17 protein-coding genes are annotated in these 19958 nt (G+C 63.9%); 7 read left to right on the top strand and 10 right to left on the bottom strand.

Annotation, left to right across the window (positions count from 1 at the left end; translation table 11 throughout):
* Positions 1 to 39: 39 nt before the first annotated feature.
* From dkgB to DXK93_RS09240, 3 genes are all read left to right on the top strand, one after another.
* Positions 40 to 843 carry a 2,5-didehydrogluconate reductase DkgB gene (gene dkgB, locus DXK93_RS09250; protein WP_119449888.1) on the top strand — a complete coding sequence of 268 codons (804 nt, stop codon included), beginning with the start codon at positions 40 to 42 and terminating at the stop codon, positions 841 to 843.
* 143 nt (positions 844 to 986) lie between these two features.
* On the top strand, positions 987 to 4511 hold the full coding sequence (locus DXK93_RS09245; protein WP_119449887.1) for an AAA domain-containing protein: 3525 nt from the start codon (positions 987 to 989) through the stop codon (positions 4509 to 4511).
* Positions 4512 to 4739: 228 nt separating this feature from the next.
* Positions 4740 to 6764 carry a hypothetical protein gene (locus DXK93_RS09240; protein WP_119449886.1) on the top strand — a complete coding sequence of 675 codons (2025 nt, stop codon included), beginning with the start codon at positions 4740 to 4742 and terminating at the stop codon, positions 6762 to 6764.
* A 20-nt stretch (positions 6765 to 6784) separates the two neighbouring features.
* On the opposite strand, the gene DXK93_RS09235 is transcribed toward DXK93_RS09240, so the two are convergent.
* Positions 6785 to 7564 carry a fused MFS/spermidine synthase gene (locus tag DXK93_RS09235; RefSeq protein WP_119449885.1) on the bottom strand — a complete coding sequence of 260 codons (780 nt, stop codon included), beginning with the start codon at positions 7562 to 7564 and terminating at the stop codon, positions 6785 to 6787.
* 159 nt (positions 7565 to 7723) lie between these two features.
* Between DXK93_RS09235 and DXK93_RS09230 the strand changes: the two genes are divergently transcribed.
* Positions 7724 to 8779 (top strand): DnaJ domain-containing protein, encoded by a 1056-nt coding sequence (locus DXK93_RS09230; protein ID WP_147400230.1) that lies wholly within the window; start codon positions 7724 to 7726, stop codon positions 8777 to 8779.
* Positions 8780 to 8797: 18 nt separating this feature from the next.
* Here DXK93_RS09230 and DXK93_RS09225 read toward each other — a convergent pair whose 3' ends face one another.
* From DXK93_RS09225 to DXK93_RS09205, 5 genes are all read right to left on the bottom strand, one after another.
* Entirely contained in the window at positions 8798 to 9217 is a 420-nt protein-coding gene (locus tag DXK93_RS09225; protein ID WP_054455392.1) for a universal stress protein, read from the bottom strand.
* Between the two features lie 23 nt (positions 9218 to 9240).
* Positions 9241 to 10224, bottom strand: a complete 984-nt coding sequence (locus tag DXK93_RS09220) for a TerC family protein (RefSeq protein ID WP_054455394.1) — start codon at positions 10222 to 10224, stop codon at positions 9241 to 9243.
* A 169-nt stretch (positions 10225 to 10393) separates the two neighbouring features.
* Positions 10394 to 11170: an SDR family oxidoreductase gene (locus DXK93_RS09215; protein ID WP_119449883.1), complete on the bottom strand. Its 777-nt coding sequence runs from the start codon at positions 11168 to 11170 to the stop codon at positions 10394 to 10396.
* 12 nt (positions 11171 to 11182) lie between these two features.
* Positions 11183 to 12097 carry a 3-keto-5-aminohexanoate cleavage protein gene (locus tag DXK93_RS09210; protein WP_119449882.1) on the bottom strand — a complete coding sequence of 305 codons (915 nt, stop codon included), beginning with the start codon at positions 12095 to 12097 and terminating at the stop codon, positions 11183 to 11185.
* 5 nt (positions 12098 to 12102) lie between these two features.
* On the bottom strand, positions 12103 to 13326 hold the full coding sequence (locus DXK93_RS09205) for an ABC transporter substrate-binding protein (RefSeq protein ID WP_370126395.1): 1224 nt from the start codon (positions 13324 to 13326) through the stop codon (positions 12103 to 12105).
* Between the two features lie 140 nt (positions 13327 to 13466).
* Between DXK93_RS09205 and DXK93_RS09200 the strand changes: the two genes are divergently transcribed.
* Positions 13467 to 14216: a Crp/Fnr family transcriptional regulator gene (locus DXK93_RS09200; protein ID WP_225588860.1), complete on the top strand. Its 750-nt coding sequence runs from the start codon at positions 13467 to 13469 to the stop codon at positions 14214 to 14216.
* A gap of 129 nt (positions 14217 to 14345) precedes the next feature.
* Positions 14346 to 14840: an Ohr family peroxiredoxin gene (locus tag DXK93_RS09195; RefSeq protein ID WP_054455400.1), complete on the top strand. Its 495-nt coding sequence runs from the start codon at positions 14346 to 14348 to the stop codon at positions 14838 to 14840.
* Positions 14841 to 14894: 54 nt separating this feature from the next.
* Here DXK93_RS09195 and DXK93_RS09190 read toward each other — a convergent pair whose 3' ends face one another.
* Positions 14895 to 16034 (bottom strand): MFS transporter, encoded by a 1140-nt coding sequence (locus tag DXK93_RS09190; protein ID WP_054455402.1) that lies wholly within the window; start codon positions 16032 to 16034, stop codon positions 14895 to 14897.
* Positions 16035 to 16126: 92 nt separating this feature from the next.
* On the opposite strand from DXK93_RS09190, the gene DXK93_RS09185 reads away from it, so the two are divergent.
* Positions 16127 to 16894, top strand: coding sequence for a helix-turn-helix transcriptional regulator (locus DXK93_RS09185; protein WP_119449881.1), 768 nt, complete (start codon positions 16127 to 16129; stop codon positions 16892 to 16894).
* 30 nt (positions 16895 to 16924) lie between these two features.
* On the opposite strand, the gene DXK93_RS09180 is transcribed toward DXK93_RS09185, so the two are convergent.
* From DXK93_RS09180 to DXK93_RS09170, 3 genes are all read right to left on the bottom strand, one after another.
* A complete protein-coding gene (locus DXK93_RS09180; protein ID WP_119449880.1) occupies positions 16925 to 18277 on the bottom strand; it encodes a type II toxin-antitoxin system HipA family toxin in 1353 nt (450 codons plus the stop codon).
* A gap of 4 nt (positions 18278 to 18281) precedes the next feature.
* Complete coding sequence (locus DXK93_RS09175; protein WP_054455917.1) at positions 18282 to 18542, bottom strand: helix-turn-helix domain-containing protein; 261 nt, start codon at positions 18540 to 18542, stop codon at positions 18282 to 18284.
* A gap of 185 nt (positions 18543 to 18727) precedes the next feature.
* Positions 18728 to 19948: a polysaccharide lyase family 1 protein gene (locus DXK93_RS09170; RefSeq protein ID WP_054455409.1), complete on the bottom strand. Its 1221-nt coding sequence runs from the start codon at positions 19946 to 19948 to the stop codon at positions 18728 to 18730.
* Positions 19949 to 19958: the final 10 nt, after the last annotated feature.

The following is a 19958-nucleotide window of genomic DNA, read 5'->3' as shown; positions in this document are numbered from 1 at the left end:
TATCTGCGCCCGGATCCGCGAACCCATCAGGAGTTACCCATGAACATTCCCGCCTTTGGCGTCGGCACCTTCCGCTTGCAAGGTCAAGCCGTCATCGATTCCGTGCGCAACGCGCTGGATCTTGGCTACCGCGCCATCGACACCGCGCAAATCTACGAAAACGAAGCCGAGGTCGGCCAGGCCATCGCCGAATCCGGCGTGCCGCGCGAGGCACTATTCGTCACGACCAAGATCTGGGTGCCCAACTACGCCCGCGACAAGCTCATCCCCAGCCTGAAGGACAGCCTGGCCAAGCTGCGCAGCGACTACGCGGACCTGACCCTGATCCATTGGCCCGCGCCTGGCAACGGCGTGTCCATCGAGGAATTCATGAGCGCGCTGGCCGAGGCCAAGACGCAAGGGCTGACCCGCCAGATCGGCATCTCCAACTTCCCCATCGCCGAAACCCGCGCCGCCATCGCCGCCGTGGGCCGCGAGCAGATTGCCACCAACCAGATCGAACTCAGCCCCTACCTGCAAAACCGCAAGCTCGCCGCCTTCCTGCAGGAACAAGGCATCCCGGTCACGTCGTACATGACGCTGGCCTATGGCAAGGTGCTGAAGGATCCGGTCATCGGCCAGATCGCCCAGCGCCACGACGCGACGACCGCGCAGGTCGCGCTGGCCTGGGCGCTGCAATTGGGCTATGCCGTCATTCCTTCGTCGACCAAGCGCGAGAACCTGGCCAGCAACCTGCTCGCCCAGGACCTGCGGCTGACGGACGAGGACATGGCGCAGATCGCGGCGCTGGAGCGCAATGGGCGCGAAGTGAGTCCGGAAGGCTTGAAGGCGCAGTGGGACTGAACGGCCCGTCTCGACTTTCCGCCTGACGATGCGGGACCTGCCGCCCGGACTACCCACGCCCATCAGATAAGATGTCGCCCGTTGGCGCCGCGACGGCCTGTAGCCGATATCCTGCAGCGTACTAAACGGGGAAGGGCGGAAGGATGGACCAGAAGTCGTTGGCATATGCTCACTATTGGCGCAACTCATTGGCTGATGCCGAATTGGGGCGCGGCGCCTTGTCGAAAGGCGACATAGCCAACTTCCTGCCGCTACGCTGGGCAGGCCGCCACGGCGTAGCGGACGAGGAGATCGTCAAGCAGTGCTTTGCCAACGAGGCCGACGACGTCAAGCATGTGGACGTCATGATCCGCCCCAGGGTGTATGCGTCCCGGCTCGAGCATGGCAAGGAAAAGCGCACCGGCGCACCGCAATTCACCACGCCGCTCGTCACTTCGGCGCTCCTCGCCCGCGATGGCCGCTTGTATCCTCAGGCAGGCACGGTCATCCCGCGCGATCTGCTCGATCCTCTTGAACGCGGCATGTACACCGTGGGCGCGTTGGAAGAACTGGATCGCTTTCTCGGCAAGGATGCCGTGCCCCAAGTCGAAGTACCAATGGCCTGCGATGAGGGCTCCGCCGAGCACGATCGCAAGTTCGATACGCAATGGCTGGACTATCAATCCGGCTGCCAGAAACTGCTCGACGCGGTCTGCCCCGGCTGGCCTGCCGCCCACGAGGGCTTCGATCTGATGGACTACGGCTATCTGGTGAAGAAGCAGTCCGTTACCGGCGCGAGCCAGCACATCCTGAAGCTGTACGACCATATCGTCCACTCGAACGCGGACGCACCTCTATTCGATCGGTATGCGGGCGAACAGGTCGACGCGCCCGAACCTTGCCTCGATTCCCTGGAGAAATTCTCCGCCCGCCTTGGCCATGCGAACGACAGCTACCCGCTGGCCGCTGCGCAACGCGATGCGCTGACGCATCTGATGGCAAGCGGGGCTGGCGAGATCCTCGCCGTCAACGGGCCGCCTGGCACTGGCAAGACCACCCTGCTGCTCAGCGTCGTGGCTTCGCTATGGGCAAGATCGGCGTTGGCGGGCGAAGCCCCGCCGGTCATCGTGGCGGCGTCGACCAACAACCAGGCCGTCACCAACATCATCGACGCATTCGGCAAGGATTTCGCGCCTGGAAGCGGACCGTTCTCCGGGAGATGGCTGCCGGACATCCACAGCTACGGCGCCTACTTCCCGTCCGCTTCCCGCCTGGCCGAAGCGGCCAAATACCAGACCCAGCTCTTCTTCAACAGCGTCGAAAACGCCAGCTACGTCGCGCAGGCCAAAGACCACTACCTGGCCGCGGCACGGCTCGCGTTTCCCGGGAGCAGCGTCGACTGCGTCCAGACGGCCGTCGACACAGTGCAACAATGCCTGCTCGCCGAGGCCGCCAAGCTGAGGGGCATGGAAAGCAGCTGGCGCCAACTGGTCCAGGCCCGCAAGCTGGCGGCGGACGAGCTGGGCGAGGACCCTGAAAAATGTCAGGCCGATCGCGAGGCGCGAGCAAGACAGCTGGATGAAGCCTGCAAGCGCAGCCAGCAACTGGCCGATGACTGGGAAGCCTACCTGGCCAATGAGTCACTGCTCTACACCCTGTTCGCATGGCTGCCGCCTGTGGCGAAAAAGCGCATGCAACGAGCGGCGCTCTTCATCAAGAAGGCGGCCGTTCCCCAATTGCAACTGCAGGACTGGCAATCCATCGCGCAGATCGAAACCGCCCTCCGCACGCTGACCAGCGCCAGCCGCGCGGCCCTGCAAAAGCAGCAAGCACGGGTCGAACATGGCGCACAACTGCTGCGTGGTCTCCAGGCAGGCCGCACGGCCTGGAAAGACATCCTGGCGCCCCTTGGCCTCCATGGCCCGAGCGCGGAAGATACCGCGTTGAACGAGGCCGACAAACTGGCGGATACGCGTATCCGATTTCCCATTTTTCATCTGGCCGCGCACTATTGGGAAGGCCGCTGGCTGTTGGAAATGGAGAAGCTGCTGCCTGACCTGGAGCAGGAGCCGAAGAAGCGGGGCGCCAGCGCTCTGAAAAGCCGCTGGCAACGGCGCATGATGCTCACTCCTTGCATCGTCTCCACATTCCATATGCTGCCTTCGCTCATGAAGGTCCGACGCAAAGACGGATCGAATTTCGTTGACGACTATCTGTACGGCTTCGCCGACCTCCTGATCGTCGACGAGGCGGGCCAGGTTCTTCCGGAAGTGGCTGGCGCGTCGTTCGCGCTGGCGAAGACCGCCCTCGTGATCGGCGACACGCTGCAGATCGAGCCGATCTGGTCCGTGCCCCGGCAAGTCGACGTCGGCAATCTCGCCAGCGCCGGACTTCTGCAGCCGCGGGAGGGCAGGCAAGCGAACTATGACGAGCTTTCCGAAGGCGGCAAGATGGCCGCCTCTGGCAGCGTCATGCGCATCGCCCAGAACGCCAGCCGGTGGCACTACGATGCCGATCTCTCGCGTGGACTCTACCTCTATGAGCATCGGCGCTGCTTCGACGAGATCATTGGCTACTGCAATGCTCTCAGTTACCACGGCAAACTGTTGCCTATGCGCGGCGGCAAGCTCACCGCCAGCCCGAAAATGCAGGACGGCTTGCCCCCGCTAGGCTACCTGCATGTGGACGGGATATGCGAATCGGGCGCCGGAGGCAGCAAGCGCAACATGCTTGAAGCCGAGGTCATCGCCGCATGGCTGACCGAGCAGCGCCCGCGACTGGAAACGCACTATGGCATGCCTCTGGCCGACATTGTGGCGGTGGTCACGCCATTCAGCGGTCAGGTGCGCGCGATCAGCGCGGCCTGCCAGGCTGCCGGCATACGGATCGGCAAGCAGAACGGAGAGATGACCGTTGGAACCGTCCATGCGCTGCAAGGCGCAGAGCGCCCGGTCGTAATCTTCTCCTCCGTGTACTCCAAGCATGCCGACGGGCCCTTCATCGACAAATCGAGCAGCATGCTCAACGTAGCCGTTTCGCGGGCAAAGAATGCCTTCCTGGTATTTGGCGACATGGATACCTACTCTCAGGCGCACAAAGGCAGCCCGCGCGGACAGCTCGCACACCTGTTGTTCGCCGCGGCGTCCAACGCGCTGGAATTCCCGCATCGCCCGCGCCAGGACCTGGTCACTCCACGGCAGGCATTGCGGCAACTGCTCGATGCCGACGAACACGACACGTTCCTGCGCGAGACCCTGGCCAACGCCCAACGCCAAGTCCACATCGTGACGCCCTGGATACGGCCAGGCTGCATGGAAGAAACCGGCATGCTGGACGCGATGTCTGCCGCGGTACAGCGCGGCGTAGCCGTGCGCGTCTATACGGACAAGGGATCGAATCTGGCCTCGCAGGACCCCGCCGAACGCAGCAGGAAGGAACTCCATTTCGAATCGTCCCTGGCGAGCCTGCGGCGTTGCGGCATTGAATCCGTCGTCGTGCGCATGGTGCATAGCAAGATCGTAATCGGGGACGAGGACGTATATTGCGTCGGTTCGTTCAACTGGTTCAGCGCGCGCCGCAACGAAGCCGCAGCCCGCCACGAAACGTCCCTGGTCTACCACGGCCCGAACATCAGGAACGAGATTCTCGTCATGCAGCAGAGCCTGGAGAAGCGGCGCACAAAAAGCTGACCACGCAGAAGAACAGCGTTGCGGGCCTCGCCCCGTCGGCGGCAATCGCTGTCGCGCATGGTGCAAATGAACCATTGCAAATCCAGGGACTAATACTTTCAGATACTAGCGAACCGGCTTAGGCGCGCCTATATATCGCACCTACGGGCGCAATCTTCACTGTCGTCATGTCGTCTTGCCTCAAAACGCCGCCCTCGCGCTGAAAGCCTGTCTCCACTGGAGTACGCCATGGCTGCAAAGAAGCAAGCGGGGCGCGCCGCCCCGGCACGCAAGACGGCGGACAAAAAACGGCAGGCCGCCACAGTCAGCACGGCGGCGGCCAAGACGCCCCGGCCCGCACCGAAGCGCAAAAGCCGCAAGCCGCCGCCAGCGCTGCCGTTTCGCCGCACCGCCAAGCCCGACGCCTTCGACGTCCGCGACCTGCCGTTCCGCCCCAACATCTCGGTCACGCCCAAGACCGAGATGATTCCCGCAATGGGGTTGACGGTGAAGCACCAGGAAGACACCTCGGCCTGCACCGGCTTCGCCTTGTCCACCGTGGTCGAATACCTGCTGCGCAAGTCGGAGCGCGAACCGCGCCCGGCCATTTCGCCATTCATGCTGTACTCCATGGCCAGGCGCTATGACGAGTTCCCGGGGTCGGTCGACGACACGGGATCGAGCCTGCGCGGCGCACTCAAGGGCTGGTTCAAGCACGGCGCGTGTTCCCAGGAATTGTTTCCGGCCCTGGCCATGCCAGCGGCGGCCAACGAGACCGCCGACGACTGGTGGCTGGACGCCGTCAAGCGCCCGCTGGGCGCCTACTACCGCATTGACACGCGCAACATCGTCGAAATGCACGCGGCGCTCAACGAGGTCGGCATCCTGTACGCCAGCGCGGGCTGCCACGCCGGCTGGGACGATGGCCATGGCGTCACCCCGCAGAAGGCGCCGTCCACGCCGGGAGCCCAGCCGTTCTGGATCATCCCGCCCGACAAGCAGGACGCCGCCACCGACGGCCATGCCTTCGTCATTGTTGGCTATACCCAGGACGGCTTCCTGATCCAGAACTCCTGGGGCGAGGAATGGGGAACCCATGGCATGGCGGTGCTGACCTACGACGACTGGATGCGCAACGCCATGGATTGCTGGGTGGTGCAACTGGGCGTGGTCACGCACGAGCACACCAAGATATCGAACAGCATCACGCTGCGCACCGACGGCAAGAAGGTCACGCTGGCGGCGGGAACCGTGTTGCGCAACCGCGAGATCTCGCCCTTCATCGTCAACGTGGGCAACAACGGCAAGCTCAGCAACAGCGGCACGTTCCGCACCACACCCGACGATCTGCGCGCCATTGTCGACGTCCATATGAACGCCGCGCGCGAGAAGTGGGGCTTGAAGGACAGGCCCATGGACGTCTGCGTCTATGCGCATGGCGGCCTGGTGGGTGAAGAAGATGCGGCGGAAGCCGCCGCCGAATGGATACCGCTGCTTTACGAGAAGCAGATTTTTCCAGTCTTCCTGATGTGGGAAACGGACTTCATCACCACCGTGAAGAACATCATCCAGGACGCCGCCCACAGCGTGCCGCGCACCACGGGCGGCCTGGGCGAGCGGCTGGAGCGCTGGTGGAACCAGCGCCTGGAACGCTGGCTGGCCAGGCCTGGCACCGTGATCTGGGGCGAGATGAAGCAGAATGCCCAGGCCATGAGCGAACCGGCGCCCAAGGGCATGACGCAGGAAGAAGCCGCGATGATCATGCTGTACAAGCACTTCAAATCGCATGTCAGCGAGGGCCGTGTGCGCCTGCACATCGTCGGCCATTCGGCCGGCGCCATCGTCGCCAGCCACTTCGTGCACCGCTTGACGGCGGACGGCGGCAAACTGGAGTCGCTCAACCTGATGGCCCCGGCAGTCACGCTGGACACCTTCCAGAAACTGGTCGTGCCGCACCTGAAGACGCGGGTAAAGCGCTATCAGCAGTTCCATCTTTCCGACCGTGCCGAGGAAGACGATCCCACCTGCGGCCCGTACCGCCGTTCGCTGCTCTATCTGGTGAGCGAATCCTTCGAAGGCGGCACCACCACGCCGCTGCTGGGCATGGAGCGCTATTTCCGCGGCGCCGGCATTCCTTGCGACGCCGTGCATATATCACCCGCGGGCAGCCCCGCGCCCGGCTCGGCCAATCCGCCCGTGGCGGCCAGCACGCACGGCGGCTTTGACAATGACAAGGGCACTCAGCAGCAGATCATTGCGTTCATCAAGCGTTGAGGGCAGGGACCAGCCGGTCGCTATCTCAACTCCAGCGTCGCACCTATGACCTTCATCGTCGGCATCAGCTGGCGCCACGCATCCTTGGACATGGACGATGGCCGTCTGAGTTCGGCCGCGGCGGGATCGTCCAGCAGGTCGCCCTTGCAGGCGAACACGATGCTGTTGGTCATGTCGTCATCCACCACCTCGAACATGGACGAACCGAACGAGGCCCGCACCCGGTCCATGTAGTCATGATGGTCCGGGTGATTGACGTGGAAATTGATCACCAGGATGCCGTCCTCGCGCAAAGCGCGGAAACAATCGGCGTAGAACTCCGCCGAGCACAGCGGGCCCGGAATCCCGCCGATGCCGAACCCGTCCAGCAGGATCACGTCGGCATGGTCCGACAGGCCGCGCATATGGTCGGCCGCGTCGGCCTGCAGCACGCGGAAGCGGTCGTCGTCGCGCGGCACCATGAAGGCTTCGCGCAGGGCAATGACTGCCGGATCGATTTCCACCACGTCGATAGCGCTGTCCGCCAGATAGCGATGGCAGAACTTGGGCAGCGAGCCGCCGCCCAGCCCCACCATCAGGATGCGGGCGGGAGCCGGATTGAAAAGCACGAAGCCCATCATCATCCGCGTGTACTCCAGTTCGAGCGCATCGGGGTTGAGGGTGGACATGCTGCTCTGGATTTCCTGCTGCGTGAAATGCAGGGTGCGGCGGGTGCCCGAGTTCTGGATAAAGGGCCGGGGAGCGGCCGCTTGCGGCTCTGCAGGCGGGAAATCTGAGGAGGTTTGGGCGTCGTCGGGCATGAAACGGAGTGGCGTGCAGGAAAATGGGAAAAGATACCACTGCGCCGCGCACCCACCCAGCGATGTAGTCTCTTTGGCTGATACCGACGTCCATGATTGCAGCGTAAGCTCGCCGTGCAGGAAGCTGAGCGCCCGGCTTCGGAACGCGGACCCATGGCAATGGCTGGCATACATACCCATTACGACACGCTCCAAGTTTCGGAAAATGCCAGCGATGAAGTCATCCGCGGCGCATACCGCTATCTCTCGCAGAAATGGCATCCGGACAAGAATCCTGACAATCCCGAGGAAGCCAAGCGCGTCATGGCGCGCCTGAACGAGGCCTACGCGGTGCTTTCCGATCCGAAACGCCGCCAAGAGCATGACGCGTGGATCGCCGAGCAACGCGCCGCCGGCGCGCCCGGCGGCAACGGTGGCGGGACGAACGGGAAAGCGCCGCCGGATTCCGGATCCACCGATACGCTGCGCGACTATTACGCCACCGAAATCGCCAAGGGACGCAATTTCTGGATATGGCCGCTGGCCTTCATCGGCTGCGCCATGGCGTTGGGCCTGGCCGCCAACCTCGTTCCATCGCTGGCCAGCCTGCTGATGAAATACCGCTACCTCACCCTGCTGCTGCTGCTGGCCGGGGCATCCGCGGTGACGACCTCGGCCAGGAAAAAACACCGCGATCAACTGCTGCAACAGCACGAGACCCGGATTCTGGAGCAACGGTACACGGAACACATGCGGCAAAAGACCGTACGGCAGGTGGTCATCGGCGTCTCGGCCGTATTGGCAATCAGCGGCCTGCTTGCCTATTACGGCATGGGCTGGAATGAACGGCAAGACCAGCTCCAGGCCGCCAAGCCGGACAGCAAGAAGCCTGCGCCGGCCAAGCCTGCGTCCCTCCAGATCGAGAACGCCTGCGGCCGGGACTTGAGATTCGCGGTGCACTATCTGCCCGACGGAGGCGAATGGCGCACCGAAGGCTGGTGGAACGTGGAAGCCAACAGTTCCACCGGCCTGCGCGGCGACCTGGGATTGATCGAATCCACCAACGCCATCTTCTACTACTACGCCGAATCGCTGGATCGGAAAATAGTCTGGCAAGGCCGCGACGACGACGAGACTGACGCGACCTATGCGTTCAAGGGGCGCAACTATCGCTTCGACCGGGTTCGCCTGGCCCGCGACGCCGATGGCAGCTATCAGCTCAAGCTCACCTGCTAGCGCATCAGCCGCGGACGTTCAGATCAGCAGCACCGGACAAGGCGCGTGGGCAATGACCCGCGAACACACCGACCCCAACAATGCGTCCAGGAACGGCGCCCGATGGTGCGACCCCATCACGATGGCCGTGGCCCCCACCTTGACCGCATGCGCCACGATCTTGTCCGGCGTGTGGCCCGTAAGCTCGTGGCACTCGAAGCCGACCTGGCCCGCGCGCAGGATCTCGACCACGGACTTCATTGCCTTGTCGCTCTCTTCGTGGTGCCAGGCGTCGATGTCGGCCTGGCCGATGAAGGCTTTGACGTCGCCCGTCACGTCGGGCTCGCAATGCAGTACATGCACCGTGAAATCCCGGTTCAGCAAAGGGCCGTCAACCAGATAGCGCGCCGCGGCATCGCTGTGGCTGGACCCATCGGTGGCAAGAATGATCGTGTTCATGACAGATCTCCGGTTCGTGGGACTCATCCCTTATGGCGCGCAGCCCTGGCCGCGGCCCGTCTGGGCAGGATCAGGCTGGCGCCCACGGATGCCAGCAGGATAAGGCCTACCGCCCCTAGCGACCACTGCACCGGCACATGGAACCATGGCGCGGCCAGCATCTTGCCGCCGATGATGATGAGCACCGCGGCAAGTCCGTGCTTGAGGTAGCGGAAACGTTCGCGCATGTCGGCCAGCAGGAAGTACAGCGCCCGCAGGCCCATGATGGCGAAGATGTTGGAAGTAAAGACCAGGAACGGGTCGGTGGTGACGGCGAAGATGGCGGGAATGCTGTCGACCGCGAACACCACGTCGCTCGCCTCTATCATCAGCAGCACGACGAACATGGGCGTGGCATGCCGCAGGCCGCCGATGCGCACAAAGAACGACTCGCCGTGATAATCCTTGGTGATGCGCATCGACGAGCGCAACAGGCGCACCAGCGGATTGCGGGCAATGTCAGGCTGATGGTCCGCCCGGGCCAGCATCTTCGCTCCCGTCGCCACCAGCAGCACGCCGAACACATAGAACAGCCAGTCGAATTTCGACAGCAGCCAGACGCCCGCCAGGATCATGCCGACCCGCATCACGATGGCGCCCAGCACGCCGTACAGCAGTACCCGGCGCTGCAATTCCAGCGGCACCACGAAATAGCCGAAGATCAGCGAGAACACGAACATGTTGTCCACGGACAGGGACAGTTCGATCAGGTAGCCGGTATAGAACTCCAGCGTTTTCCGGTGCGCAATGTCGCGCCCCAGGGTGGCATCCAGATACCACCACATCAGGGCGCCGAACAACGCGGCCAGCGCCATCCATACGCCCACCCAGAACAACGCTTCGCGGGGCCGCACGCGGTGCGCATGGCGGCCTCCCAGCACGTAGAGATCCAGCGCCAGCACGACCAGCACAAAGCCTACGAACCCCGCCCACATCGGCAGGGTGGCAAAGGTCTCGACCCGATTCATCAGGACCTCCCGCCGTCGCTGCAAAACCGCTATGCGACAGCCAGCGGTACACAATGCATGTACGAATCCAGTCTAGAACTTCGGGAGGCGTCGAACAATTCGCCTGGATCGAACTGACGCTCAGGTTTTTCGGAACCTTCGCGGCACGCGGGGCGCCGACATCGGCAACTCAGCCCAGGTATTCCACGTTGCCGCAGACGGAAATGCTCTGGCCGCTGATGATGGCGCCTTCGTCTGAACACAGATACGCCACCTGATTGGCCACGTCCTGCGGGCTGGTCATGCGGCGCAACGACACCTTGTCCACAAGCTGCTCGCGCATGGCGTCGTTGGTCACGCCGCCGGCCGCGGCGCGGGCCGCGATGACCCGCTCAACCCGGTCGCCCGACACCACGCCCGGCAGCACGGAATTGACGCGGATGTTCGACGGCCCCAGCTCCATGGCCCAGGTCTGCGTCAGGCCAGCCAACCCGAACTTGCTGGCGCTATAGGGCGTGCGCAGCGAAAAGCCCAGCCTGCCCGCGACGGACGAGATGTTGACGATGGACCCGCCGCCTGCCGCCCGCAGCAGCGGCACGGCGCTGCGCGCGCACAGGAAGGTTCCGGTCAGGTTGACATCCAGCGTGCGCTGCCACGCGTCCAGCGCGGTTTCCTCCAGCCGGTTGGTCGGGCCGGCCACGCCAGCATTGTTGACCAAGGCATCGAGCTTGCCCCATTTCCGGGCCAGTTCGCCGAACATGGCTTGGACCTGCGCTTCGCTGGATACGTCCGTCACGCTGACGCCCAGGCTTGGATGCGCTGCGGCAGCGGCCTTGCAAGCCGCTTCGTCCACGTCGCAGACGTGCACCTCGGCGCCCGCCTCCAGAAACTTGCGTGCGATCGCCAAACCTATGCCTTGCGCGCCCGCGGTGACGAGGACGTGTTTTCCTTGCAGTGAATTGCTCATGGCTTTTCCTGGTCAGAGCGCGAACTCGGGCCGGATTCCGCTCTTGAGCGGCAGTCCCAGGATCTCGCGCGCTTCGGCTGGCGTGGCGGGTTCCATGTCCATTTCACGGATGATGCGCACGATGCGCTCGGTCAATTGGACGTTGGTGGCCAGTTCGCCGTGGCGGTAGTACAGGTTGTCTTCCAGGCCGACCCGCGCGTGGCCGCCCAGCAGCAGGGCGGCCATGTTGGCCTCCAGCTGCGCGGGGCCGATGCCGCTGACGCAGAAGATGCTGTTCCTGGGCAGCAGATCCACCATCATCTGCAAATGCCGCACCGAGAACGGCATGGCATTCTGGAAGTTGCGGTGCACGTTCATGACCAGGTTGATGAAGTGCGGCCCTTCGTCCAGCCCTTCTTCGATCAGCGTCGTGGCGTCCTGCAGGATGTGCGTGGGGCTGAAGACTTCCCATTCTGGCTTGATGCCGCGCGCCTGCATGCCGGCGGCCAGTTCGCGGGCCTTGGTGAGCGGCGTGTTCATCAGGTATTCGCGGTCGCCGAACGCAAGGTTCAAGGTCGTGGCGTCCAGCGTGCACATCTCGGCGCCGGCGTCCATGCCCTTGAGCCGCTCTTCCCACAGGATCTCCCACGTGCCGGGAGAGGTTTCCTTGACCATGTCGCCATGCACGCCGCCGCCGGTGGAGTTGTTCAGCACGATGTCGCAGCGGTCGCGGATGAGCCGGTTCATTTCCCGGTACACCGAAGCGTCGCAGGTCGCCTGGTCGTCGGGACGGCGCGCATGCAGCGCCACCACGCTGGCGCCCGCGTTATAGCAGCGGTACACGTCCTCCGCGATTTCCAGCGGCTGCGTGGGCAGGTGCGGATTCTGGCTTTTGAATGCCATGCCCCCGGTCGGGGCGATGGTCACGATGACTTTACGTTTGCTCATGAGGGTCACTTCCAGAGCGCGCAGCGGCTCTCTTCCTTGGTGGTGAATGCCTGGTTGCCGTCGATGGTCTGCACGACGTTGAAGTAGTCCCAGGGCTCCTTGGACTGTTCCGGCGTCTTGACCTGCAGCAAGTACATGTCGTGCACGACGCGACCATCCGGCCGCACCACGCCGTTCTTGATGTAGACGTCGTTCAGCTTGTTTTCGCGCAGATAGGCCAGCACGCGGTCGGCATCGTCCGTGCCCGTGGCCTTGACCGCGCGCAGGTATTGCAGCGCCGCCGAGTAGTCGGCCGCCTGCAACGAGGAGGGCATGGCCTTGCGCTTTTCAAAGAAGGCGCGGGCCCAGGCGCGGGTCTCGTCCGACGCATTCCAGTACCAGCTGTCCGTCAGGTACATGCCTTGCGAGGCGGGCAGCCCCATGGCGTGGATATCGTTGATGAACATGATCAGGCCGGCCAGGCGCATGGTCTTGGTGATGCCGAATTCGTTGGCGGCCTTGATCGAGTTGGTGGCATCCGCGCCTGCGTTCGCCAGGGCCAGGATCTCCGCCTTGCTGCTTTGCGCCTGCAGCAGGAACGAAGAAAAGTCGCTGGCCGATAGCGGATGCTTGACCGATCCCACCACCGTGCCGCCGCCGGCCTGGACCACCTTGGTCGTGTCCGCCTGCAATGCGTGGCCAAAGGCGTAATCGGCAGTCAGGAAGTACCAGCTCTTGCCGCCTGCCTTGACCACGGCCGCGCCCGTACCGCGCGCCTGCGCCACGGTGTCGTAGGCGTAGTTCAGCGTGTAGGGCGTGCATTGTTCATTGGTCAGCGCCGGCGCGCCCGCGCCCACCACGATGATGGGCCGCTTCTTGTCAGCGGCGACCTTGGACATGGCCAGCGCCGTACTGGAATTGGTGCCGCCGATCAGCATGTCCAGACCTGCCTGGTCAAACCATTCGCGCGCCTTGGCCGAGGCGATGTCCGCCTTGTTCTGATGGTCGGCCGTCAGCAGCTCGATCTTTTTGCCGTTGATCTCGCCGCCCATCTCCTGGATCGCCATCTTGATGGCCTCGGCGCCGCCGGGGCCATCCGGCCCCGAGTACACGCCCGACATGTCGGTGATGAAGCCGATTCGAATAACATCGTCTGAAATCTGCGCCTGGACCGCAGGGGCGTGCAGCAGCGTCACGGCCAGGCCGCAGGCCAGGGCGCTGCGGGACATCATGCCTTGCATGGGCAACATGCTTGTCTCCTCTTGTGGGTTTTGGCGTCTGGCACCTCGGCTATTCTGGTGCCGGCCCCAGACCGCGGACAGTCATCATGGTGACAAAGCGCCCTAGGGTTTACCTGAGCGGCGCCACAACGGCTACGAAGGAGGCACACATGGGCGAACGGCTTGCCGACGCCGGCGACGAACCCTTGAGCGCACGGCGGCGGCGCGCGCAAGGCGCGGTGGACAAGATGCTCGACGTCGTCCCTTGGTACAAGGGCCTGCCGGAACTCGAACGCGACCTGATCCGCGCCGAGTTGCGCGTGGTGACCCTGGCCGCGGGCGAGTTCCTGTTCCGCGCGGGCAGCCGTTCGCCAGGATGGTACGGCGTGGTGCAAGGCCTGGTGAAATGGTCCTCGCCCGGCGCGGACGGCAAGTCCCTGTCCCTGGCCGGCTTCAGCACCGGCAGCTGGTTCGGCGAAGCCACCATGATCCGTCGCGAACGGTTCGAGTACGAGGTGGTTGCGCTCCGGCCCAGCCAGATCGTGATACTGCCGCGCGAGACCTGTGAACGGCTCTGGAACAACAACATCGAATTCACCAAGGCGCTGATGATGCATCTCGCGCAGCGCGTGGACTGGCTGATGAGCAGCTTCACGTCCAACGTGCTGCTCGACGTCGACACGACGGTGGCGCGCGCAGTCGCCGCGCAGTTCAACGCGGAAAGGCATTCCGGCACCAATGGACGGCTGAAGGTCTCCCAGGAAGAAATCGCCGGCTTGTGCGGCATTTCGCGGCAACGCTGCAATGCAGCGCTTGCGCGACTCGCCCGCGCGGGCGTGCTGGAAACCTACTATGGCGGGCTGGCCATCCTTGATGTGGACGAGTTGCACCGGCTTGCCAATGTCAAGAAGAGCGCCTAGGAAGCTGGCGTCGACGGTACAAGAAAAGATGCCAGTCAGAACAGAAATTCTGTCTTTGCGCCTGTTGGGGACAACTCTATAGTTGCCGCGGAAAAAAACCAACCGCTTATCCGCACTTGAGGAGTTCCCATGAAAGCCCCGTCCGCGCCCTCTGTTTCGCTCCTGGAGCCCTATGCCGGCGCAGAGGACCTGCCCCTGTACACGACCACCGTCTCCGTAACCGGCGGCGCCTCCGGACACGGCAGATCGTCCGGCAGAGCGGTCTCCAACGACGGCGAACTGGAACTCGAACTCAGGCTGCCCAAGGAGTTGGGCGGCAATGGCGGCGGCACCAATCCCGAGCAATTATTCGCAGCCGGCTTTGCCGCATGCTTTCATGGCGCCATGAAGCTGGTCGCCACGAAGAACCGCGTCCCGCTGCCGGCGGATTTCGCCATCCACTGCACCACGACTTTCGCGCGCGAAGCCTTCGACGGCCTGTTCTGCATCAAGGCCAGGCTGGAGATTTCCTTGCCCGGGCTGCCCAAGGACGTCGCCCTGGCGCTGGTCCACGAGACGGAATCGATCTGCCCGTACTCGAAGATGGCGGACCAGGGGATCGCGTCGTCGGTGCATCTCAGCTGAAAGCCAGGCACCCTCGCTCGAACGGGACCGGATGCATCAATGGCAGCGGTCCTGTCACCGACCTTCGACTTGCCGCGTCTTCGTCACATACGCGATCGCTGCAAGCGCCGCACACCCGCCCAGCAACACATCCAGCCTTTGCCCTCGTCCGGCAAGGACCAGCCCAACTCCAAGCAGGTTGTAATAGACCAGGCTCAGGATCGCGCCAGCAGTCCCCGCGACATGCACATAGGCGCATAGTGCATGCGCCAAGACGTTGGGAATCGCGATCGCGTAGGCCGCCGCGATCAAGGCCATTCCGATGAGAAACGCGGAACTCCCGATAAGCGCGGCGACCAGCGCCGCACCTAGCGCCATCAGACCGATACCCAGCAGGACGAGGCGTTCGGACGCTACCCCCCGCCGCAGCAACGCCGTGTTGAGGGCTGCGCCGCACAGCGATGCCGCGGCCAGCGCCAGGCCGCTTTCACCGAAACCCAACCAGGCCTCCTGCGAGCGGGCGAAAAGAAAAGGACCCAGCTGGTAATAGCCGAAGATCGCCAGGTTGAAAATGGCGATCAGCGTCGCGCTGCGCCAGATCGCCCGGTCTTGCAGCATGGCGCGCAGCGTCGGCCAGAAGGGCGCCGCCGTGTGCGGCAGAGGCCGAGTTTCCGGCCAGCGCAACGCGCTGGCCCCCAGCAGCGCCACCGCGAGCAGGACAAGCGCGAGGAAAACGCCCTGGACCCCGCCGGCCGCCGCGATCTCTTGACCGGCATACATGCCGACGGCAGGGCTCGCGGCCAACGCCATTCCCAGAATCGAGAAGACGCGGGCCAACGTCGGACCCTGATAGCTATCCCGCAGCGCCGTCTGCGTTACGATTGAGCCCGCGGCCGCGCCGAAGGCGCAGATCAATCTGGCCGCGAGCAACTGCGTGAAATCACCCGCCGCCATGGCCCAGCCCGCACCCAGCGCGTATAGCGCCAGTCCTGCCAGCAGCGCCGGTCGGCGGCCCCGGAAATCGCACAGACGCCCCCAGACCACCACGCCAAAGGCAAAGGCCACGAACCACAGCGACAGCGTCTGCGCCGCGTCCTCGGGCGTGGCTTGATAGGTGGCGGCGATCAGCGGCAAGGCGGGGCTGTACATCGTCTCGACGATCTGCGGAAAACTCAGCAGCAGGATAACGAGCACAAGAGGCGGACGGCGGAACATGGCGGTATCGGTAAACGTAGAGCCCGTTTTTTAGCCGGGCGCTGCCGTCGCCGTTGTAGCCAGGAAGACAAAAAACATCGGAACCCGGACAAATGGCCAGGCTTGCACCCACCGACGCATTCAACCCCGACGCCATGGCCCAGCCGGTGACGGGCATCGCGTCGCGCCTGATACGGCACGATTCCGGCCCGCATAGCCACGGCCGGGGCCAGCTGCTGTTTGCCCATGCGGGCTCCATACGCCTCGCAATGCCGGGGTTGATCGCGGTGTTGCCTCCCATCCGCGTGGCGTGGATACCGCCAGGAACCGAGCACCGCGTCCTGATCCGCGGCGAAGTCGAGTACCGCTCGATCTATCTGGACCTGGCGCGTGTCGCGGCGCCGGCGGCCGCCGCCGCCATACTCTCGATGACGCCGCTATTGCGCGAGGTCTTCGAGCGCATCAGCCTGGAACCCTTCGACACCGACTGGTCCCAGGGCGCGCCGCGCAACCTGCTGGCCGTCTGCATGGACGAACTGCGCGCGGCAAGACGGGAACCCATGCTGCTGCCCGTACCCACGGACCGCCGCCTGGCCGGTCTGGACCTGGAGGAACTGCCGCCCGAACTGGAAGCCCTGTCGCAACGCGTCGGCGCGAGCGCGCGCACCATTACACGCATCTTCCAGCGCGAGACCGGCATGAGCTATCAGGCCTGGCGGCAGCTCTGGCGCCTGCTGCGCGCGGTGGATCTGCTGGTTGCGGGCCAGAGCGTGACCGCAGTGGCGTTCGATCTGGGCTTTTCCAGCGACAGCGCGTTCATTGCGTACTTCCGCCAGATGACGGGGGAAACGCCGGGGCGGTATGTACTCAACGAGCGATGAATTGCAGTAGCCGCTACGCACGCGGCAAAGCTACGCGGCGAGCCTGTCCGCCGCCGCCTGCAAGCCGCCGAGTATGCCGTCTGCCACCGCCTGCGGAAATCCGGGCGGCAATCTGGCGCGGACCATGCGCACCGCCTCGGGCGTGCGCGCGATCAGATCGTCCACGACGAACTGGACTCCCTGGCCGTCCGGCGTCACGACGCCATGTCGCGCGCCCACCGTCAGCCAGTGGCGCCGCTGGATGTCGCGCATGCGCCAATGCGGGTTCTTCGAACGCACCGCCATCGCCATCTTCGCGCGGACGGGCGACAGTTTGCCTGGCCCTTCGCCCAGGATCGGATAAGCGGACAGCATGTCGTATAGCGGCGTAAGTTCGTAGGCCCCGCCAGGCCGCAGGAACAGGCTGAAGTTCTTCGCGTGGCCGTCCGTTGCGCACAGCATCCAGAACAGGACCTGGGCCTGGAAAAACGTCCGCCGGTCTTGCTCTGCGTGGCGCGAGGTTTCGAGCAGACTCATGATGCGGTCGATGCCGGGTCCGCCGTCCGCCTCGTACTTCAGGTGCGGCGGGGTGCCGGTGGCCTGGCACATGTCTTCCTGCGGCAGGCGGATGAGACTACGCTTTCCGTTTTCGGCGTCCTGCCAGCGGCGGTCGAAACGTTCGACGGCGAGCACCTTCACGTCTTCGAAGCTGAGTACTTCCGTGCGCGCCACGGGCATGCCGTAGGCAGCCAGGATCTCCGAGCACAGCCATTCGTTTTCCACCGATTCGCTCAGGTCGAACTTCATATTGCCGACCAGCCCCAACGGCAACTTGAGGATGTGAGTCGTCGGCGTGGCGCCTTGGGGCAAGCACCATTGCCCGTCCATCCGCAGCAAGGCGGTCTTCTCTTGCGCACCTGCGATGGAAATGCGGAAATCATCCTCAGCGATGGCCAGGCCGCCGAGAGGCGCCGGCGCCAGAACGCTGCGCAACAGCTGCGCAACCTGGGCATCGTTCAAGGGCGAGGCTTGCACCGACGTCACGTCGGCAGGCGCTGTTCCCGCAGGCAGGATCTGCAAGGCGCCCGCGCAATCGCGGCCGATCTCGGCAAGCAAGGCGAACGCGTCGGTCGAGCCTGCCCGAAACCGGCGCGCAACCCGTTCGCGGATTTCCTTGCTGTCGGGCAGCAGGTTTTCGAAGTATGCGCGGACGACGTCGCCCCGATGCGGGCCATTGCCCGGCGTGAAGGGCAGGGACAGCGACAAGGGCCTGCCCGGCGCGGAGGCGACCCAGTCCTTGTCGTACTGCAGGACCTCGCCGGCGTGGGGTCGATTGCTCCACTCTCCGACATAGGTGCCATTCATCCATAGGCCCAGGACCTGCGTGTGTGAGCGTCGCCCCATGGCTTTACCAGCTGGGTTCGGATGTTGTTTCGGGTCCCGGCTGCGCCCCTTGCTGGCGCAAGACCATTTCGACCCCCAGGATGCTCAACAGCTGCAGCAGCCGGTCTGCGCTGACCTTGTCGGCATTGCGCTCCAGGGCGGACAAGGTCTGTTGTGTGACCCCAAGGCGCAAGGCCGTGGCCGCCTGGGTCAAGCCGGCCTCTTTGCGGAACCCCTGGAGCAGGGCCGGCAATTGTGTCGCGGTGCGTACGGTGAAATCCATAATACAAATCCCAAGCTGTATTTCAGATATACAAAGTCTAGGCTGTAAACCTGAAATACACAATGTGATTTGTGGTTCTTTTACAGCCTATGATTTGTATTTCTTAAAAACAAATCATAGGCTGTATTTCACGGATAACGCCAGGCTTCAACCCGCATGGTCCGGCTCCGCTTCTGCGAACCGGGCGACTACCGGCCTGCTGATCCCCCGCAACCCGTCCCGATCCTGGACACCGGCAACGGCGTATCGCCGCCCGTATTCCCTGCGTACTTGCGGATCTTCTCCGCCAGCTCCGTCGTAGGTTTTTCGTAGCCGTAGCAATAGGGCGGCGTCGGCGCAGCCTCGGGCCTGTAGTCCTGCAACACCGGCTTCGCATCGCCCAGGTACAGATTGTCCTTCAGGCGCAGGAAGGCCTTGTAGTCCCGCGTATAGCCGTGTTCGTCCTTCCGCGTTTCATAGGCTCCGCGGTCCGATTCGCCGTTTTCCAGCGCGCTGCGCTTGGCGGCGATGGGAATGTAGTGGCAGTAGTTCACGTTGATGCCTTCCACCGTCGGGAAGAACTCGGGCTCCACGCATTTGCGCTGCGTGGAGTTCTTGAAGATGTTGCCTTCGACCAGCGCCTTGGCCTCCAGGCTGAAACTCATGCCGTAGAAATCCCAGTCTTCCAACAGATTGTTGAAGAGATGGAAGGTGCCGAATTGCCCGCGCGGATTGCGCTGCACGGTGTTGAGGAAGTAGTTATGGTGCAGCGTCACGCGCGCGATCGAATCGCGGTCGTAGTTTGCGTAAAGGTTCTTCGAGGTGATGTTGTTGAGCAACATGACCTTGTTGGAATTGTGGAACTTGGTCCATGAGATCGTCACATCGGTCGAACCGTTCTTCACGTTCAGCAGCCGGTCCGACATCCGCGACAGATCCATGTGGTCCACCCATACGTCGCGGCTGTTGTTGGCCACGTTCACCGCTTGCGTCAGCCGCGACAAGCGTCCGTCTATGGTCAGGTGCGTGAGGATGACGTTCTTGCTGCCATATACGCCCAATCCGTCGTCGATCAGGGTCACGCGCTTGCCGCGCCCGTCGATGGTCGTGTTGGACGGCACGCGCAGCTGCTTATCCAGGACGATGGTCATGTCGGAGGCGAAGCGTATCCAGGTGGGTCCCTTCTTTGCCTGCGCGAGCGCGGCGCGCAGCGTTCCGGGACCCGAGTCCTGATCGGACGTAACGTCGATGAACTTTCCGCCCAGGCCGCCCGTGGCCTGGGCGCCGTAGCCCTCGCGCTGCTGCAGCAGCGCGGCGACGGACGGACAATGCTCGTCCGGACTTTTGCATGCGTCGGCGGCGGCCGCAGCCCCGCCGTACGACATGGCCAGGACAAGCAGCCAGCGCGCGGTCTTGATTGCAGCCTTCATCGGCATTCGC

The organism is Achromobacter sp. K91, from assembly GCF_003576205.1.
GTDB classification, from domain to species: Bacteria; Pseudomonadota; Gammaproteobacteria; order Burkholderiales; family Burkholderiaceae_B; genus Achromobacter; species Achromobacter aegrifaciens.
The sequence above is the reverse complement of the archived record's forward strand: the minus strand, read 5'-3'. Positions and strand labels throughout refer to the sequence as shown.

Excerpts from the sequence above, each read along its gene's own strand:
- dkgB (WP_119449888.1), top strand. The coding sequence starts at position 40 with ATGAACATTCCCGCCTTTGGCGTCGGCACCTTCCGCTTGCAAGGTCAA.
- DXK93_RS09245 (WP_119449887.1), top strand. The coding sequence starts at position 987 with ATGGACCAGAAGTCGTTGGCATATGCTCACTATTGGCGCAACTCATTG.
- DXK93_RS09240 (WP_119449886.1), top strand. The coding sequence starts at position 4,740 with ATGGCTGCAAAGAAGCAAGCGGGGCGCGCCGCCCCGGCACGCAAGACG.
- DXK93_RS09235 (WP_119449885.1), bottom strand. The coding sequence starts at position 7,564 with ATGCCCGACGACGCCCAAACCTCCTCAGATTTCCCGCCTGCAGAGCCG.
- DXK93_RS09230 (WP_147400230.1), top strand. The coding sequence starts at position 7,724 with ATGGCTGGCATACATACCCATTACGACACGCTCCAAGTTTCGGAAAAT.
- DXK93_RS09225 (WP_054455392.1), bottom strand. The coding sequence starts at position 9,217 with ATGAACACGATCATTCTTGCCACCGATGGGTCCAGCCACAGCGATGCC.
- DXK93_RS09220 (WP_054455394.1), bottom strand. The coding sequence starts at position 10,224 with ATGAATCGGGTCGAGACCTTTGCCACCCTGCCGATGTGGGCGGGGTTC.
- DXK93_RS09215 (WP_119449883.1), bottom strand. The coding sequence starts at position 11,170 with ATGAGCAATTCACTGCAAGGAAAACACGTCCTCGTCACCGCGGGCGCG.
- DXK93_RS09210 (WP_119449882.1), bottom strand. The coding sequence starts at position 12,097 with ATGAGCAAACGTAAAGTCATCGTGACCATCGCCCCGACCGGGGGCATG.
- DXK93_RS09205 (WP_370126395.1), bottom strand. The coding sequence starts at position 13,326 with ATGTTGCCCATGCAAGGCATGATGTCCCGCAGCGCCCTGGCCTGCGGC.
- DXK93_RS09200 (WP_225588860.1), top strand. The coding sequence starts at position 13,467 with ATGGGCGAACGGCTTGCCGACGCCGGCGACGAACCCTTGAGCGCACGG.
- DXK93_RS09195 (WP_054455400.1), top strand. The coding sequence starts at position 14,346 with ATGAAAGCCCCGTCCGCGCCCTCTGTTTCGCTCCTGGAGCCCTATGCC.
- DXK93_RS09190 (WP_054455402.1), bottom strand. The coding sequence starts at position 16,034 with ATGTTCCGCCGTCCGCCTCTTGTGCTCGTTATCCTGCTGCTGAGTTTT.
- DXK93_RS09185 (WP_119449881.1), top strand. The coding sequence starts at position 16,127 with ATGGCCAGGCTTGCACCCACCGACGCATTCAACCCCGACGCCATGGCC.
- DXK93_RS09180 (WP_119449880.1), bottom strand. The coding sequence starts at position 18,277 with ATGGGGCGACGCTCACACACGCAGGTCCTGGGCCTATGGATGAATGGC.
- DXK93_RS09170 (WP_054455409.1), bottom strand. The coding sequence starts at position 19,948 with ATGAAGGCTGCAATCAAGACCGCGCGCTGGCTGCTTGTCCTGGCCATG.